Origin of the sequence: Leptothoe sp. EHU-05/26/07-4 (assembly GCF_043421015.1) — a bacterium.
Classification (GTDB): Bacteria; Cyanobacteriota; Cyanobacteriia; order Phormidesmidales; family Phormidesmidaceae; genus Leptothoe; species Leptothoe turfae.
The window spans coordinates 764,285-780,725 of record NZ_JAXSQV010000002.1; the positions used below are offsets into that span (position 1 = coordinate 764,285).

The following is a 16,441-nucleotide window of genomic DNA, read 5'->3' on the forward strand; positions in this document are numbered from 1 at the left end:
TATGATTGACGATGCTCTAGCCTTACAGGCCTTACAAGCTGTTGATTTTAGCTGGACCACCCATGTACGAAGTATATGGGATACACCTGCGTTTCACATTGAGGGTTTACATCAACAAGAACGTGAAAAGATTCTTACTGCCGTAACTGGGCTTTCTAAATTAGAATATTCTGAGCCACCTTTAGGTCAGGTCATTTCGGGTTTAGCTGGATCAGGGAAAACTCATTTTCTAGGTGTTCTTCGTCAACAATTAGCGTCGCAGGGTATTGGCTTTATCTTAGTAGATATGACCGATGTTCATGATTTTTGGGAAACAACAGTACAAGGCTACATCAGTTCTCTTCGTGAAGAAAGTGAAGGTGGAACTCCTCAATTCCAACTAAGACAGGTAATACAATATTTGCTAAACTTAGCTGGCCATGCCAATGTCTCGGCTGAAGAAATGGCAAATTTAACAGCAGTTCCCCTACACAAAGGAATTCTGTTAATACTTAAAGCGATTAATCAACGTAATCATCAAGCGGCCAATCGATATCAGGATATTGTCAGAGCCCTAGTACTGCTTAATTCTGATGATTTTATTTTGTCTGACATCGGTTACTCTTGGCTATGCGGTTTAGAAATCGAAGAGTCTGCCAAGAAAGATTTTCGCTTTAAAACAAATTCTTGTAAAAGATTGAGCGATATTATAGAAGGACTATCTTGGATTTTAGGGTTACAGTCTTCATGGGTTTTGGCCTTTGATCAAATTGACTCTATTGTTGCTCAACACCATTATGCGACATCTGTGACAACAGACGGTCACATATCAGAAGAACAACTTATTTCTAAATCAATTATTGAGGGAATTGGCGGTGGCCTCATGGCGCTACGAGACAAAACCTCACGTACACTGACCGTGATTTCCTGTCTGGACGTTACTTGGAAAATCCTTACAGAAGAAGTTGTTCAATCATTTCGTGATAGATTTCAACGTCCAACAGTTTTAATGGAAATCACTCAACAAACTATAGCATCTCAATTAGTAGAATCTCGCCTAAGGGCAGCTTATCAGAATAGTTTAGATGTCCCCTATTCAACCTGGCCATTTCATCCTAATTTTTTTGCAGATGCCACGCAAAAAGGGATATTCCCTAGGGAAATTTTGCAACGGTGTGAGCAGCATCGTCAGAGTTCTTTAACGGCTCAAAAAATTACCGAATTACGCTCATTTGAAGAAAATAGCCCGATCAATCCACCATCAAATAGATATCATGCTGTTGAACAAGAATTTCAAAAAGTGATTCAACGGTTCGACATCAGCCAGGCACTGAATGAGAAAAAAGAGGATACTGTCTTAGGCCAGTGGCTACAGACGGTTGGGTACTGTCTTCAACAAGAAAACTCTCTTCCCGATGATATAGATACCGCTCTAGATATTAACTTTCCTGGTGGCAGAAACTATCCCCAAATGCATGCGCGGGTTCGGCTGATCTATAGAGCAGAAGGAGATCGAGAGAAACATCTTTGTCTCAGAGCCCTCCAGCGTACACATCATTCTGCCTATAAAGCTCGATTAAAAGCTGCCATAACTACTGCTGGTATTGATCGCGCCTTGAGCTTTCGACGATTGGTGATCGTTAGAACCCAAAACAATGATATTCCAGGTGGTGCAGCTACACAGCAGCTAACACAGAAATTTTCTCAGGCAGGGGGAATATTTATCTATCCAACTAATGCAGAGCTACAGACTATGGGTGCTTTGCATCATTTAAAATCGCAAAACCTGCCTAACTTTGATAGTTGGCTACAACATCAACGCCCTGCTTCCCAGCTTTCTTGTCTGCAAGATACTGTAGCCTGGCTATTTGGCGATGCAATTCCTACGACTAATAGTCAAGATAATTCGAAACCTGCCGATAGCTCTAAAGGCGCTGCTTCAGGTAATGCCGAACCTTCTTCCTCCAGTGCTAAGTCTAGCGAAACATCAAGCGAGACCCCAACAGATCATTCAAGCTTTGATTCGCCTATTTCTGGCTCGTCAGCTTCCGAAAACAAACCTACTGGCTTACCCGTAGGTAAACGAATCATAGGCAAACAAATCGGCAATAGTATTTCAATCCCGCTAGAAGCATTAACCAAACATACGGTAATTTTGGCAGGTAGCGGAGCCGGTAAAACAGTACTCGTCCGACGACTGGTTGAAGAGGCTGCCCTTCAAGGCATCCCTGCCATTGTGATTGATGGGGCCAATGATTTAGCCAGAATGGGAGACCGATGGCCAAATCGACCAGATGCCTGGAGTGAAGACGATCAATACAAGGCTGAATACTATCACCACAATACTGAGGTGATGATCTGGACACCGGGACGTGAGTCCGGTAGGCCACTTTCCCTCGACCCATTACCCAACTTTTCAGCGTTGGTTAACGATGCCGATGAACTAAGTCAAGCAATTGATATGGCCCGCGACAGTTTACAAGCTGTTGTAGCCTCGGGTAAGGGCAACACAGCTCAGATTAAGCGTGGAGTTTTGCGAAATGCCCTAGAGCACTTTGCTCGTACAGGCGGAGGAGATTTAGAATACTTTGCCGAGTTCTTAAAAGAACTTCCCGAAGAAGCCAATGGTGGTATCACAAATGCCCATAAACGAGCCCAGGAAATGGCTGATCTATTGAATGCAGAAATTGCCAATAATCCACTTTTACGCCAGGGGGGCTCCTCCCTTGATCCAGCTATCCTACTAGGTCTAGAGAATCCATCAAAAACACGTCTATCTATTATTAACTTTATTGGTTTGCCAGGGCTATCTCAACAACAACAGTTTCTTAATCAGTTAGCAATGACGCTATTTACCTGGATCAAAAAGAACCCAGCTCCATTGGATAAACCGTTGAGGGGCCTGCTAGTTATTGATGAAGCCAAAGATTTTCTGCCATCTCAACAATCTACACCCTGCAAATCTAGCCTCAATCGGCTTGCAGCTCAGGCACGCAAATACGGGCTTGGTATTATTTTTGCAACCCAGGCCCCAAAAAGTATTGATCACAACATTATTGCAAACTGTTCTAATCAGTTTTATGGAAGAGCTAATTCCCCTGCTGCTATCAGCGTAGTGCAGGATCAAATCCGTCAGCGTGGCGGACATGGGGATGATATTGCAAAACTTAAACGAGGACAATTCTATGTCGCTTCAGAATCTATCAATCCACCCCTTAAAGTCGCAACTTCACTCTGCCTATCCCATCATCCATCAACTCCTCTGGATGAATCAGAAGTACTACAACGTGCCCAATAGCTAATGCTTTAATATGAGCCGACGTGTCAGTCTACATTGCTATACTGCACGTATCATTTCGTCGTGACTTCCTAGATGCCCAAATGGTTCAACACGGCTGGCCCTTGCCAGCCTGAAATCCATTACATGTTACCGCCCACTGCATGGTTCCCAGGCATCGAGCGCATTATCGATCAACGCGGCTACTTCGTCGTCCATGCCCCCGCCAAACCGGCAAAACCACCGCCATGTTGGCCCTGGCCCAAGAACTAACCGCCAGCGATCGCTACACCGCCATCATGGTCTCCACCGAAGTCGGCCAACCCTTCAGCCACGATCCCGACAAAGCCGCAACAACATCCTAGAATCCTGACGACAGGCCGCCAGAGCCTGGTTATCCCCAAACATGAAAATCTCGTATGCATAGTGCCTTTTGCATACCTAAAATATCAAAAGCCACCAGAGCCAACACTAAGAAAACCGTCGAATCCAGATTTGCTATCCTATTTCTATGTCAATCTCAATGAGTAGTCTGACGGAGAAACCCCATGCAAATCATGATCAATCTACCGCCAGATCTCGAACAAGATCTAGTCCGACAAGCAGCAGAATCAAATATTCCGCTCCAGACCTTCATTCTCCAAGGCTTACGGCAGATAACCCAAGCATCAACTGTGCCGATGCCTCAATGGCCAGACACAATCCTATCCTTTCGTGGATTCCCCGACTTTCCTGCCTTCGAATCCTATCGAAGTGAACTGCTTCCACCTCGCGAGTCAGAGCTATTCTGATGCAATACTTACTCGATACTTGCGTTATCAGCGATTTCATAAAAGGTGAGCCCGGTACTCAAACTCGCCTAAAGCAAACAGCCCCTACCGATATAGCCGTTTCAGTGATTACCGTTATGGAATTGCGTTATGGCCTGCTAAACAATCCTCAGCGTGCCCAGAAAATAGAACCAACAATTGTTACGTTGCTCGATTCTATAACTATTCTCCCTATGGGGATTGAAGAAGCTGAAGAAGCTGCCCAAATTCGAGCACGTCTTAAAGAGCAGGGTCAACCAATTGGGGCTTACGACATATTAATTGCGGCGACTGCTCTACAGCATAGTCTTCTCATGGTCACGGCAAATCAACGGGAGTTCGATCGAGTTCCTGGGCTACAGACAGAAAACTGGCAACAGCCCTAATCGTTTGTAATCTGAACAAATTCAAGAATTCACTACGCTAACGTGTCAGTCTACATTGCTATACTGCACGTATCATTTCGTCGGGGCTTCCTTGATGCCCAAATGGTTCAACACGGCTGGCCCTTGCCAGCCTGAAATCCATTACATGTTACCGCCCACCGCACGGTTCCCAGGCATCGAGCGCATTATCGCTCAACGTGGCTACTTCGTCGTCCATGCCCCCCGCCAAACCGGTAAAACCACCGCCATGTTGGCCCTGGCCCAAGAGCTAACCGCCAGCGATCGCTACACCGCCATCATGGTCTCCACCGAAGTCGGCCAACCCTTCAGCCACGATCCAGACAAAGCAGTAACTAATATCCTAGAATCCTGGCGACAGGCTGCCAGAGCCTGGTTACCCCCAGACCTACAACCACCTCCATGGCCCCAGGTAGACGGCAACCGCATCGGAGCCGCCCTGGAAGCCTGGTGTCAGGCGTCCCCCAGACCGTTGGTGGTTTTCATCGACGAAATCGACGCCCTTATGGATGAGGCCCTCATCAGTGTGTTGCGTCAGCTACGTGATGGCTATCCCCGCCGCCCTAAAAACTTCCCGCACTCCCTGGCACTAATCGGTCTTAGAGATGTACGTGATTACAAGGTTGCCTCAGGTGGTAGTAACCGTTTACAAACAGCCAGTCCCTTCAATATCAAGGTTAAATCATTAACCCTACGAAACTTCAATCAATCAGAAATCCTTCAGCTCTATCAACAGCACACAGAAGAAACCGAACAACAGTTTACGACAGACGCCATACAGGCTGCATATGAATTAACCCAGGGCCAACCCTGGTTAGTCAATGCCTTAGCCAAAGAAATTGTTGAAGAACTTGTTCCCAATCCTGAGCAAACCATTGACGTTGGCCATATCTACGCAGCCAAAGAAATTTTAATTCAACGACAAGACACCCACCTGGATAGTTTGGCTGAACGCCTGCGAGAAGATCGTGTGAGAGCGATTATCGAACCTATTCTGGCAGGGCAATCGTTACCCGTAGTTCCCAATGAAGATTTACAGTATGTGTTAGATCTCGGCCTATGTAGCCTGGCCAATGGCGGTGGCATCGTCATAGCTAATCCCATCTATCGGGAAGTGTTACCATGGGTCCTGGCCAAAGTGCCCCAAGCTTCATTACCGATGATTGCTCCATCCTGGCTAAATGACCAGGGAGAGCTCATGCCAGATGCCTTACTCAAAGCATTTCTCTCATTTTGGCGACAACATGGTGAACCATTGCTTAAAAGTGCTCCGTATCATGAGATTGCCCCCCACTTAGTTATGATGGCTTTCTTACATCGAGTTGTGAATGGTGGCGGCACTCTGGAACGGGAATATGCTATCGGCACCGACCGGATGGATCTGTGTTTGCGCTATGGCAAAACCATACTGGGAATCGAACTGAAAGTGTGGCGACAAGGACGAACCGATCCACTAAAAGCAGGGTTAGAACAGTTAGATCGATATTTAGCTGGATTAGGTCTTAATCAGGGTTGGCTAATTATTTTTGACCAGCGTCAGGGATTACGGCCCATCGCTGAACGAACTACAACTGAGGTAGCAGAAACCGAGAGCAAGCGTCAGGTGACGGTGATCCGAGGATAATCATGAACACATCGATCAATACTCCTGACCCCATCAAACGCATCCGTGGTGAAGGGTTTGTCGATTATACAATTACCCGTCGTCTACCCAAGATTCTGTCTACTATTGAAAAACAACTACAGGATCATAGACAATTAGAAGCTGCCCAAAGACTGCTTCAGTCTGTTATGGAAGGTAGCCCCATTGATACAAAAATCTTCTCTTGCCCCACAGCTTACTGGGAAAACTATCTTGATCACCTAAGCAGGTTAACCTGGAACGATCCATCGTTTTTTGATTTAGAATTTCTCTTCTATCACGGATTAAACTCCATCGCGGGCTATTTTGATAATGGTGTAGATGTCTTTTGGCCCACTCGTCAAAGGGCACTAGCCGAAGCAATTCCAGCCCTTGACTCCGGTTTAGAAAAAATTTTACAGCTATCTGACACCGATTTACTAAAGGCAACCATTCGTTGTTCATTGTTTGCTAATGAAGCAGACTACAGTCAACTCATCACCTCACGAAGTGATTCTAATTTATGGAATGATCGTGTGTTACTTGACGAAAGCGACGAGTTTATCTCTTGTTTAGAGCAGCATCCTGTTAAAGGAGACATTCATATAATCGCTGATAATGCTGGGCATGAGCTCTGTTGGGATCTGGTCATGGTCGATGCATTACTCAGATCATTCAACAATATTCGGGTGATCATTCATGTGAAACCATGGCCCATGTTTGTTTCCGATGCGCTCTCCATTGATGTAGAGGAAACCCTTAATCGTTTTGTTGATGAGAATCTTTCTGAAGGTATTTGCCTAATGGGACAGCGGCTGAGGTCCGCTATGGACTGTGATCGACTGCTCATCCAGGCTGAAGCAGACTGGGGTGAACCCAGACACTTCAGTGCTTTAAATGACGACCTTAGCAACACCCTGAGTAACTCAACTATTGTTATTTCAAAAGGTGATCTCAACTATCGTCGATTTGTACAAGACCGACAATGGCCAATGGATACCCCCGTTGAAATCGCCACTGACGGAGTTCCCTTCAAAGCTCTGGCGTTGAGAGTACTCAAATCTGATGCGCTAGTCGGTATTGATTTATCAATTGCCGAAACAGCCGCCGCAAAATTTGATAATTGGCGCACTCGCGGTCATTTTGCTGTGATCCAATCCCTGGGTTAATGCTGCTTTTGGCAATCTCTTAAACACGTTATCTCCCACCCTTATAACCAAGCCGCACTAACTGCTCTCCCGCAATTTGATCACACATGGCAATCTCAGCCTCAGACAGCTTCTCTTTCCAATCCCCCACTAAACCGGATCGGACATATTGCCCATCGCCCTTTTGTTGAACCCGGCTAATATCCGCCGCCTTCACAATCGCCTTAACCTGCTGTTCATGCCATGCCAGGTTAGCAAACTGAAAAATCTGCTGTAAACACCTATCTGGGTCTGCCTTTAGCGCCTCATAACGCACCGTATGTACCCGGTTACTTAAACTGGGTCGCTCCCGAATCAGTTCGCCCCACTCCACACATTGCTTCCACTGTCGAATTGCGCCAGCTGTACCTATCTGCGCCCAGCGTTGCTGCTTCGCCAGGGCATTGTACGACACACATACATCCCGCCCATCCCGAACCACTTCAATAATCCGAGCCTCTGGAAAACGCCATAAGATCTGCTCCCCATAGCGAATGTGCATTGGTGTCTTTTCTAAGACTACTTGCCCTGGTTTGCCATGCTGCTCAAAAAACCGATCAAACATCGCTGCAATTAGCTCTTCTGCTTGTACCAGCCCACGGTTAGTTTCTGGCACCTGCGAGCGAATCGCCTTAATCAGTGACCTTAAGTCCCCATAGTCCACCAGCCCATGTAACCCATGACTATCAGGCCGATTAAGAATCTGATGCTCCCGTAAAATTCCCCGCCAAATGTCCGCAGGCTGAAAGCCAAACAACAGTGATTTTAGACCATAGCGCCGTAAAATACCTTTCCAAGACTGTAACCGTTTCTTCCACGTCCACGTTGGCATCTCCACAAACGGCTCATACACCAGCCGATAAACATGGGTTTCCCTGGGTACCGCCAAAACATCTGGATGCCCTGCAATCAACGATGTCACCCACGACGTCCCAGAGCGTGGACAGCCCACGATAAACAGCTTGGGGTAGGGGGTTAATTGACCCATATCAACACTTTCACCGACCTCTTGTGTATGCATAACTCAATAAAAATAAGGTTAGCAAGTGGCTGGCAGACAGACTCTTCTTAACGAATGAGCCCTAAATCCTAAATCCTTCTGTCTAAAAGACCATGACCTTAAGGGCGGTTCTTCTTGTTCCCTTAAGAAAATGGAGCCGGAGAATGGGGCAGGCTCTGTCCTATGCTGACGTCCGTACATTCATCAGTATACATGGCTTGGGTAGATGGAACCGGATGAAGCAACTTGGCAAACTGGATGGCACATTGGGCCAGAGTACGGTTTTGATAATGGGTATAGGCATTATCTGCAATTGCCTGCAGCGTCGATGGTTGGGCAAACGCTTGTAGCGACGATGTCACTAAATAATGATGGTTGGCCACAATCTCATCTTGAGGCTTTAAACCATAGCCATTACAAATCGGCAACAGCCCATGGGAGCAATAGGCTGCATATACTGTGGATTTCGCTAGGTTTTGAGGAAATCGTCGATAGTCAAAGATTCCTGCTAAGGACTCAGCCAGTAGCTGGTTCACCTCAGCCGCTGGTAAAAAACCAGTTCTGACTACATTTACATCCAATCCTTGATCGTCCCACTCAACCGGACGACCCACATCATAAAGGGTGTCGATATTCAATGTGTGACAAATATGATTGAGTGTCTCCGTATTGTTACGGTAAACGCGGGTGCGATCGCTACTGCCAAACACCACCAACGAACGCTGACGCTTAGCAAGCGGCTTCACCTGCCCTAATTCTCCAATTGTTGAAAAGTTGGGCACACAGTGCACTGGCAACTCCGTCCATCGCGCCAGTGTCTGCTGAAATGCCACATTGTTGGTCACCACCACATCAGCTACTTGAGCCAGCCCACGGGATACCCGTCGCTGCACAAAATTTGGACAGCGAATCCGCTTATAGCGCAACGTCGGTAACTCATGAAACATCACCACAATCCGCATCCCCCTTTGCTTCAGCACCTTCAGTGCATCCACTAACCACATCGGCGCATCTAGTTTTCCCCGCAGATAGGGATAATTACTGTATTGAAGAAAAATAGTTGATATATTTTCTGGCACACGGTTCAGTAGCCCTTGCACCGTATGGGTTTCGAGTCGATGTACAGGGAACTGATCTACTTGGGGTCGTAGCTTGGGGTTGGGTCTGAATACTAAAAAGTCAGACAGGATTTGGTGGTGATTATATAGCTGGTGAGCCAGCTGTAACGCATAGTCACCGACACCATCCACATCGGGGAAGATACGAGGCACTATTTGTAGAATTCGAGTTGGTTGAGCAGTCATAAGTGTGTAAGGAGTGTGATATTAGGAATTAATGTGTGAATGAATTCGTATAGAGAAACTGTTCCTTAGGTTGTCCCCCCCACCGTGTATACACATCTCGGAAGTGAGCTCAAAATCCTGTATTACCCCCCTTAATCCCCCCTTACCAAGGGGGGAAACTCCAGTTCTCCCCCTTACCAAGGAGGAGTTAGAGGGGGTGAGGCAACCGAAAATGCTAGTTTTCAGTACTTGTGTGTACACCGTAGCCTTACGACGGGGAACCAGATATCGCCAAGCCTTTGATATAGGTATGCAATTTACCCACATCGCCCTTACTCCAACTTCGACAGATAATCTCTCACCTGGTTCACCAGCAACGGTGTCGCCTGCTGATTAAACAAATTTCCAAAGAATCCCGGAATCTTTGTCACCTCCACACCATCCTTTGCGACCACCTGCCACCCCAGCTCACGGCCAAAATACCAATCTAAAATCTGGATCTCTGCTCGGAACAACCTCACTCGTCCTGCATAGGGCTGGGGCACATAGCGTTCTGCCGCTAGCTCATTAGCCTCTTGCGCTCGAGCATAGCGATATTCGTAGGGAGTTTTGGGCTGCTCGGAATTAGAAGCTTTAGTAACAGGGGAGCTATCTTCAGAATTCACTAAGTTAGAAGAATCCTGACTCGTTTCAAAGTCTCCCAGCATTGGAGGGGTAGGGGGGCCTGCAACCGACCTTAGCTTTTGCCAAATCTTCCCTGGCAACGAGGCTAGTTTCTCCCATCCCCCGTGGTAGTAATAATTCTTTCGTACCCAAAAAACACCTAATTGCAAACGGCTTTGCAGCTTCATTAGCGCTGTTTCAGGTAACTCCCCTGGTCGATAGGAATCAATCAGCACAACGCTAGCAACATCCTCGCCATCCGCCTGTAACTGTTGGGCAATCTCAAAGGCGACTGCTCCTCCCAAGCAGTGTCCACCCACCAAGTACGGACCTTTTGGCTGCACCATGCGCATTTCGTTGACGCAATCTGTTGCTAATGCCTCAACGGTGGTATGGGTCACCTCACTACCATCAAGATCAGGTCGTTGCAAAGCATAGAATGGTCGGTCAGTTCCCAATAAATAAGAGAATCTGGCCCAAGTTAGGGCATCTGCTGAGCCACCATGGAAGAACAAGGGTGTCTGAGAGCCGTTAGTTTGAATTGGTACCAGGCTGGACCATTGAGAAACCGGCTGGTCTTGACTGAGCAGTGCCGCAAACTGACGCACGTTAGGAGCCTGAAACAAGGTTGCTAGCGGTAGCGCACAGTCTAACTGCTGTTGCATCTCGTTAAATAGCTGCACTGCTAATAGCGAATTACCCCCCATATTAAAAAAGCTGTCTTCCACACTGAGAGAATTCACCCCTAAAACAGATTTCCAAATTTGAGTGAGCTTTAGTTCTAACGGATTGCTTGGTGCAAAGAAACTGCCTTCTAACTGATCCCGACTGAGATTAACTGCAGAGTCTTCTACAGACTTAAGAGATTGCTCTACCACTAACAGGTCCTGTGGTGGCACGATTTCACCAACAGACTGTTCCGGATGCTCAACAATGGCCAATAAAGCCTGCTCGAACTGCTTTAACAGGATAGGTAGCGCCTGCCTATAGGGTTCATCTGCCTGCAGCATTACCGTCAGTGCATCCCCCGGTTTCACAATTACGGTCAGCCCATAGGTGCTCACCAATCCGGACTGCATCTTCTCCACCTGCAAACTACGGGCTACTGCTGTCTGTATTGGGTAGTTTTCAATCACCAACAAACTGTCAAACAAACGCCCCGCAGTCTCACTCCAACCCTGAATTTGGTCCAGCGAGGCATAGGCATAGCGACTGGCCATCGCCTGTTGCGACTGAAGCGTCTGTAACCAGTCAAGTACAGTTTGTTCAGCCACAATCTTGACACGCACTGGCAAGACATTGATCAGCATCCCCACAATGGATTCCACGCCGTCTAGATCTGCTTGACGACCAGAGACCGTTGCACCAAATACAACATCAGAATTGCTACTGTAACTATGGAGAAGTAAGGCCCAAATGCCTTGTATTAGGGTATTGAGGGTGAGACGGTGCGATCGCAAAACTTCCTGCATCTTTGCAGTCACCTCAGGAGAAAAAGTAATGCGTGGGAAGACGTTTTGAGTTTTGAGCTTGTCTTCTCCTTTCAAAACTGGTAAACCCATCGGTTCCCCATAGCCTTCTAATGCCTCGCGCCAAAACTCTGCTGCTGCCGCTTCATCTTGTTGTTTCAGCCAACGTACATAATTTTGATAACTGGGAACAGCTCCTAAAACTGGCGACTGCCCCGCTAGCAATGTCTCATAGGCATCAAATACCTGATTAAATACCAGCGCCCCAGACCAGCCATCCAGCATCAGGTGATGACAGCTCCACACCAGTTCATAGTCTGTGTCACTCAGGCAAACTAAGGCAAGGCGAGAGATGGGAGCTTGGTTGAGGTTAAAGCTTAGCTGCCGATCCTTCACCAGAAAATCGGCCAACGCTGCCTGCTGATCTGCATGACCACGCCAGTCTAGCTGTGTCCAGGGAATAGAAGCCTGACGCGCTACCACCTGTAGCGGCTGCTTCACGCCTTCCCAATGGACCGACGTTCTCAATGCTAGATGACGATCTACGACGAAGTCCCAGGCTTGCTGCAACAGGGTGATATTCACATCGCCACGCAACGTGCAGCGCATATGGATTAATCCACCCTGGACAGAAGTCTGCAGACTATGCCACAGAAATGCTTGCTGTAGGGGAGTTAAAGGATAAATTGTTTCAATATTCTTCTTATCCATCGTTATACCTCCCCAGTAAGTTGGCCAATAAAGTCGTCTAGTTCCGTCTGATTAAATTCCGCGTCAGGAAAGTCGGATGGTGTAAAACCGCCGCTGTCTGTGTCAGAGCATTGGGCAATAAGAGATTTCAGAGTACTACGGTATTGATTAGCCAGGGTTTTCAAGGTGTCTGATCGATGAATCTTGGTGTCATAACGCCAGTTGACCTGCAGTTGTCCGTTGGCGACCCAGGCATTGATCTCCAAGAGATAGCCACGCCTGTTTCGTGGATCCCTCAGCGTGCCAACATCAATATCCTGGATTACCTGTAAACCTGCAGATGAGAGATCTTGCTGACCTAAATAGTTAAACAAGACTTCGGAGTCAGATGCTTGAGCCAATTTCTGTCGTATCGTCTCATTTCCTAAATGGCGCAACATTCCATAGCCAATACCCCGATCAGGAATCTGCCGCAGTTGCTCCTTGACTGATTTAAGGGACTCCCTACAGTCTTTAGTATTTCTCACCTGTAGATTGACTGGATAGGTAGTCGTGAACCAGCCTACGGTTCGCGATACGTCGATCTCAGGGGTCATCTGTTCTCGACCATGGGTTTCTACTTCCACCCGGACAGTACCTGATGTTGTGCCCACCCACTGCAACAACGTCTGCGCCAACGCAGTCAGCAATGCATCATTGATCTGGGTGTTGTAAACAGCAGGAACAGTTTGGAGTAATGTCTGGGTATCTTCTTCACTCAGGGAAACCGAAACTGTCTGCGTTGTTCCTTCTATAGATAATGTTGTGTCATCATAATCACGCCGTAATTGGATGGGAGACTCTTCCACCTGGGTTAACCAAAAGTCAGCTTTGGCTTGTTGTGTAGCCGCCCTCAGTGTTTCAGACCAGGTCTTGAACGAAGTTGTCTTCTCAGGTAGTTGTGCAGTCCCACCTAGCAGTGTCGATAAGTCACCCAGAAGAATCTGCCAGGAAACAGCATCGACTACCAGATGGTGCAAGCTAAGCAGTAACCAGTCCGGTTGGGTTGTATCGCGCATGAACAGAGCTGCCCGCATGAGGCCACCTGCGGCTAAATTCACATCTTTGTGCAGCTTAGTGCCGTGATCAGCAATCGCCTGAACTTGCTCAGATTCACTCAAGTGTGTGAGATCTATTTGAACTAGCTGTGGTGGGCTGCTGGCATCAGCGTTGATTTGTTGGTTAGGGAAGGTCAGCCTAAGGGCATCATGGTGGGTCCAGAGGGTTGCGATCGCACCCTCCACCATCTCACTATTCACCCCGTCAGGCACCTCCACCAACATTGCCTGATGCCAGTGGTGTGCAGATTCCATCTCCTGCTCAAAGAACCACTGCTGAATCGGAGTCAGGGGTACTTCTCCAGTCACCACGTCCTGGGTGGCAGCCACTTCAGGGGTAATATTTACGACTGCCGCTAATTCCGCTATCGTTGGCTGTTCAAACAGCTGGTTAGGCGCTAGCCGTAGTCCAGCCTCTCGTGCCCTAGAAACAATTTGAATGCTCAGGATCGAATCTCCACCCAGTTCAAAAAAGTTGTCGTGGATGCCAACGGCATTGAGCCTCAGCAGATCTTGCCAAATTTGAGCTAGGGTTTCTTCAATGGCATTGCGCGGAGTCTCACCTGCATTAGAGGTAGCTATCTTTGGTTCAGGCAAGGCGTTAAGATCAACCTTACCATTAGCAGTACGCGGTAGGGTCTCTAAAGGAACAATGGCCGCAGGCACCATGTAATTGGGCAGTTTAGATTTGAGGAAATCCTTTAATGCAGAAGGATTTAGAGAATCTCCATTCGTTTTAGGCACCACATAGGCAACTAGCCGTTGGGGAGAATGAGACAGCTGTTGTGCTAACGCCACTCGCTGACTTGGCGAGAGCTTCATCACCCGTTGACGTAGTTCCCCATAGCTATCTTTTGTCATGATGCACCCCCTCCTCACTGGTTGCTAACAGCTAAGAAATCGCGTTCTGCCCGTTGAGAATCCAATAAAGACTCAACAACCCGAGCGGCGCGGTGGCCATAGCGATGACAGCACTCACCCATGCGCTCGGCCTGTTTTTTATAGGACTGATCACTCAGCAAGGTCTGAATATACTGGCGTATTTTCGCTGATTGATCCTGAACAATATCGCCAGCAATCCCCAGACCGTGGTAAGCCACACGAGCTGCATCCCCATCTTGATCAAAATGCTTGAGGGAATAAACCAACATCGGCACACCAAAGTACAGACACTCATTAATGCTATTAATGCCGCCATTATTGATGACACAGTCTGCATGCTGAATTATCGTTAACTGAGGTACCCAGTTAAAGGCATAAACATTAGGTGGCAAGTTTGGTAGTTTACAAGAACTCAACTTTCCCCCCAAGCCCAACACCAAATTCCATTCTGGACAAGCCGAGACGGCCTCTATCAGCTGTTGAAGAAATCGCTGATCGGTCGTTACAAAGGTGCTACAGGCACAATATATAAGAGATCTTTCACCAGACGTATGTTTCTCAAAAAGTTGTGAAAGAGCCGTTTCTGTTGCTGACTCAACTCTTGGCTCCTGACGGTTTTCTAAAACCATAGGACCAACATAATTCATAGAGGGATGAGGGTCATGGGGAAAGTCCAGTTCCAGCGCATTAAAACAGAGAATGGGTAGTGAGCCGTGGGGATACGGTACTAACCACTGATCGCGTTGATTACGCCAGGGATAGCCGATCTGTCGGGCATAGCAGCGCAGTATCGAGACTCGATCAATGCCCATGCGCCGCCAGCGCTCTCGCTGGAATTCCCACCATTTTCTCCAGCTATAGCGCCACCAACTCCACTCAATGGAAATTCGCTGTCCTGACAGTCCTTTACCTGGCACAATACTAGTATGAATGGGCGGTAGATTAGGACGCTTCCAAATAGAGAGAAACTGACACAGCAATGCTACAGAAAACTGACCAGTGACAGCCGCCATGATGTGAGGATGCATCTCCATATCAATTAACAGCAAGTCTGGAGCCAGCTCGCGTATAGTCTCGACAAAGTTCTGCACACCGAGGGCATCAACTGCTCGCTGCTGTCGTTCTTGGTGTGTTCGCCACTTTTGCCAGCGACCCATTGACGGCTCACCTGCTTGAATTACCCAGGGATCGAGCTGTACATAAGGAATACCCTGGGCGGTAACCGACTCCCGTAGCTTAGCCGGGCTCGCATAGGTGACTCGATGTCCAGCCTGTTCCAGCTGTTTCACCAATGCAAAACTGGCATTAAGAATGCCGGTCAGTCCTCCAGTCATACAAACAATATGGGCCATAGTTACCCTCCCTCCATTGAGTTCTTCTGTGCAATCACACACAGATCCTCAATGGGCATGTTGTGGGTAAATGGAACAGCAGCCCAAGGATCAAGCAAATCCAGGCGTTTGATGTTTTTAAACTGATTAACTCTCTCTAGCTGATACTTAAGACCCTCATAGTCATAGCTCCACCGATGGACTTGACCCGGTTCTTCGACTGGCGCATATCCAAATTGGTGAGCGTGGAATGAAAAAATAAAGCTTGGCGGTGCATCTTTTGGAATTCTGCGCCGAGCATATTTCACAAAATAATCCATGTGACGATAGTTTGTGAAATACCCATTGATATGGATTCGTAAGTCTGGGACTGTGATTAATAGATAGCCATCTGGCTTAAGGATGCTAGAACAGAACTTTAGAAGGTCTATCCCTTCCTCAAAGCTAAAATGTTCAAAAACATGCTGCATTCTAACTAAATCAAACTGCCCCAATTTCGCACGATCGGCCTCTCCTAGCTGGCTGATATTGGCCTGATAATATCTTTCAGCACGGTCAGGAGATAGGCCATCAGCTGAGCCCAAGTCTAAGCACATAAAGCCGTCTTCAAACCGGCGACTACCCATATCTAACCAGCGGGTTCGCCCTTCCTTTAACAGCTTTTGCTTCAGAGCGCTACCTTGTCGAAGCTTGAGTTTTTTTAACCCCCTAACAAGAGTGTATTTTAGCCATGATTCCTTCATTAACAT

Annotated in this window: 11 protein-coding genes and 1 pseudogene; 6 read left to right on the forward strand and 6 right to left on the reverse strand. The window is 47.5% G+C overall.

Translation table 11 applies throughout. The annotated features are described in order from the left end of the window. Position 1 precedes the first annotated feature (1 nt). The 6 genes and pseudogenes from U2F10_RS05050 to U2F10_RS05075 all read left to right on the forward strand — a co-directional run bounded on the left by U2F10_RS05050 (position 2) and on the right by U2F10_RS05075 (position 7,259). The gene (locus U2F10_RS05050) at positions 2–3,277 is read left to right on the forward strand and encodes an ATP-binding protein (protein ID WP_499871102.1); all 3,276 of its coding nucleotides are present in this window, start codon (positions 2–4) and stop codon (positions 3,275–3,277) included. A gap of 75 nt (positions 3,278–3,352) precedes the next feature. Further along, positions 3,353–3,606: pseudogene (locus U2F10_RS05055) on the forward strand (ATP-binding protein); the annotation flags it as partial. A 198-nt stretch (positions 3,607–3,804) separates the two neighbouring features. Further along, a complete protein-coding gene (locus tag U2F10_RS05060; RefSeq protein WP_499871104.1) occupies positions 3,805–4,047 on the forward strand; it encodes a hypothetical protein in 243 nt (80 codons plus the stop codon). Continuing rightward, the gene (locus U2F10_RS05065) at positions 4,047–4,451 is read left to right on the forward strand and encodes a type II toxin-antitoxin system VapC family toxin (RefSeq protein ID WP_163702957.1); all 405 of its coding nucleotides are present in this window, start codon (positions 4,047–4,049) and stop codon (positions 4,449–4,451) included. Before U2F10_RS05060 ends, U2F10_RS05065 begins: the two co-directional genes overlap by 1 nt. Positions 4,452–4,545: 94 nt before the next feature. Continuing rightward, entirely contained in the window at positions 4,546–6,093 is a 1,548-nt protein-coding gene (locus tag U2F10_RS05070) for an ATP-binding protein (RefSeq protein ID WP_499871105.1), read from the forward strand. 2 nt (positions 6,094–6,095) lie between these two features. Next, positions 6,096–7,259, forward strand: a complete 1,164-nt coding sequence (locus tag U2F10_RS05075) for an ARMT1-like domain-containing protein (protein WP_499871106.1) — start codon at positions 6,096–6,098, stop codon at positions 7,257–7,259. A gap of 28 nt (positions 7,260–7,287) precedes the next feature. Here U2F10_RS05075 and U2F10_RS05080 read toward each other — a convergent pair whose 3' ends face one another. The 6 genes from U2F10_RS05080 to U2F10_RS05105 form a co-directional block, all read right to left on the reverse strand. Continuing rightward, positions 7,288–8,298: a sulfotransferase family protein gene (locus U2F10_RS05080; RefSeq protein ID WP_499871108.1), complete on the reverse strand. Its 1,011-nt coding sequence runs from the start codon at positions 8,296–8,298 to the stop codon at positions 7,288–7,290. Between the two features lie 122 nt (positions 8,299–8,420). Next, positions 8,421–9,581 carry a hypothetical protein gene (locus U2F10_RS05085; protein WP_499871109.1) on the reverse strand — a complete coding sequence of 387 codons (1,161 nt, stop codon included), beginning with the start codon at positions 9,579–9,581 and terminating at the stop codon, positions 8,421–8,423. Between the two features lie 311 nt (positions 9,582–9,892). Continuing rightward, on the reverse strand, positions 9,893–12,403 hold the full coding sequence (locus tag U2F10_RS05090; RefSeq protein ID WP_499871111.1) for an alpha/beta fold hydrolase: 2,511 nt from the start codon (positions 12,401–12,403) through the stop codon (positions 9,893–9,895). A 2-nt stretch (positions 12,404–12,405) separates the two neighbouring features. Then, on the reverse strand, positions 12,406–14,340 hold the full coding sequence (locus U2F10_RS05095) for a condensation domain-containing protein (protein ID WP_499871113.1): 1,935 nt from the start codon (positions 14,338–14,340) through the stop codon (positions 12,406–12,408). A gap of 14 nt (positions 14,341–14,354) precedes the next feature. After that, a complete protein-coding gene (locus U2F10_RS05100) occupies positions 14,355–15,713 on the reverse strand; it encodes a glycosyltransferase (protein WP_499871114.1) in 1,359 nt (452 codons plus the stop codon). Between the two features lie 2 nt (positions 15,714–15,715). Further along, the gene (locus U2F10_RS05105; RefSeq protein WP_499871116.1) at positions 15,716–16,441 is read right to left on the reverse strand and encodes a methyltransferase domain-containing protein; all 726 of its coding nucleotides are present in this window, start codon (positions 16,439–16,441) and stop codon (positions 15,716–15,718) included.

Excerpts from the sequence above, each read along its gene's own strand:
- U2F10_RS05050 (WP_499871102.1), top strand. The coding sequence starts at position 2 with ATGATTGACGATGCTCTAGCCTTACAGGCCTTACAAGCTGTTGATTTT.
- U2F10_RS05060 (WP_499871104.1), top strand. The coding sequence starts at position 3,805 with ATGCAAATCATGATCAATCTACCGCCAGATCTCGAACAAGATCTAGTC.
- U2F10_RS05065 (WP_163702957.1), top strand. The coding sequence starts at position 4,047 with ATGCAATACTTACTCGATACTTGCGTTATCAGCGATTTCATAAAAGGT.
- U2F10_RS05070 (WP_499871105.1), top strand. The coding sequence starts at position 4,546 with ATGCCCAAATGGTTCAACACGGCTGGCCCTTGCCAGCCTGAAATCCAT.
- U2F10_RS05075 (WP_499871106.1), top strand. The coding sequence starts at position 6,096 with ATGAACACATCGATCAATACTCCTGACCCCATCAAACGCATCCGTGGT.
- U2F10_RS05080 (WP_499871108.1), bottom strand. The coding sequence starts at position 8,298 with ATGCATACACAAGAGGTCGGTGAAAGTGTTGATATGGGTCAATTAACC.
- U2F10_RS05085 (WP_499871109.1), bottom strand. The coding sequence starts at position 9,581 with ATGACTGCTCAACCAACTCGAATTCTACAAATAGTGCCTCGTATCTTC.
- U2F10_RS05090 (WP_499871111.1), bottom strand. The coding sequence starts at position 12,403 with ATGGATAAGAAGAATATTGAAACAATTTATCCTTTAACTCCCCTACAG.
- U2F10_RS05095 (WP_499871113.1), bottom strand. The coding sequence starts at position 14,340 with ATGACAAAAGATAGCTATGGGGAACTACGTCAACGGGTGATGAAGCTC.
- U2F10_RS05100 (WP_499871114.1), bottom strand. The coding sequence starts at position 15,713 with ATGGCCCATATTGTTTGTATGACTGGAGGACTGACCGGCATTCTTAAT.
- U2F10_RS05105 (WP_499871116.1), bottom strand. The coding sequence starts at position 16,441 with ATGTTAATGAAGGAATCATGGCTAAAATACACTCTTGTTAGGGGGTTA.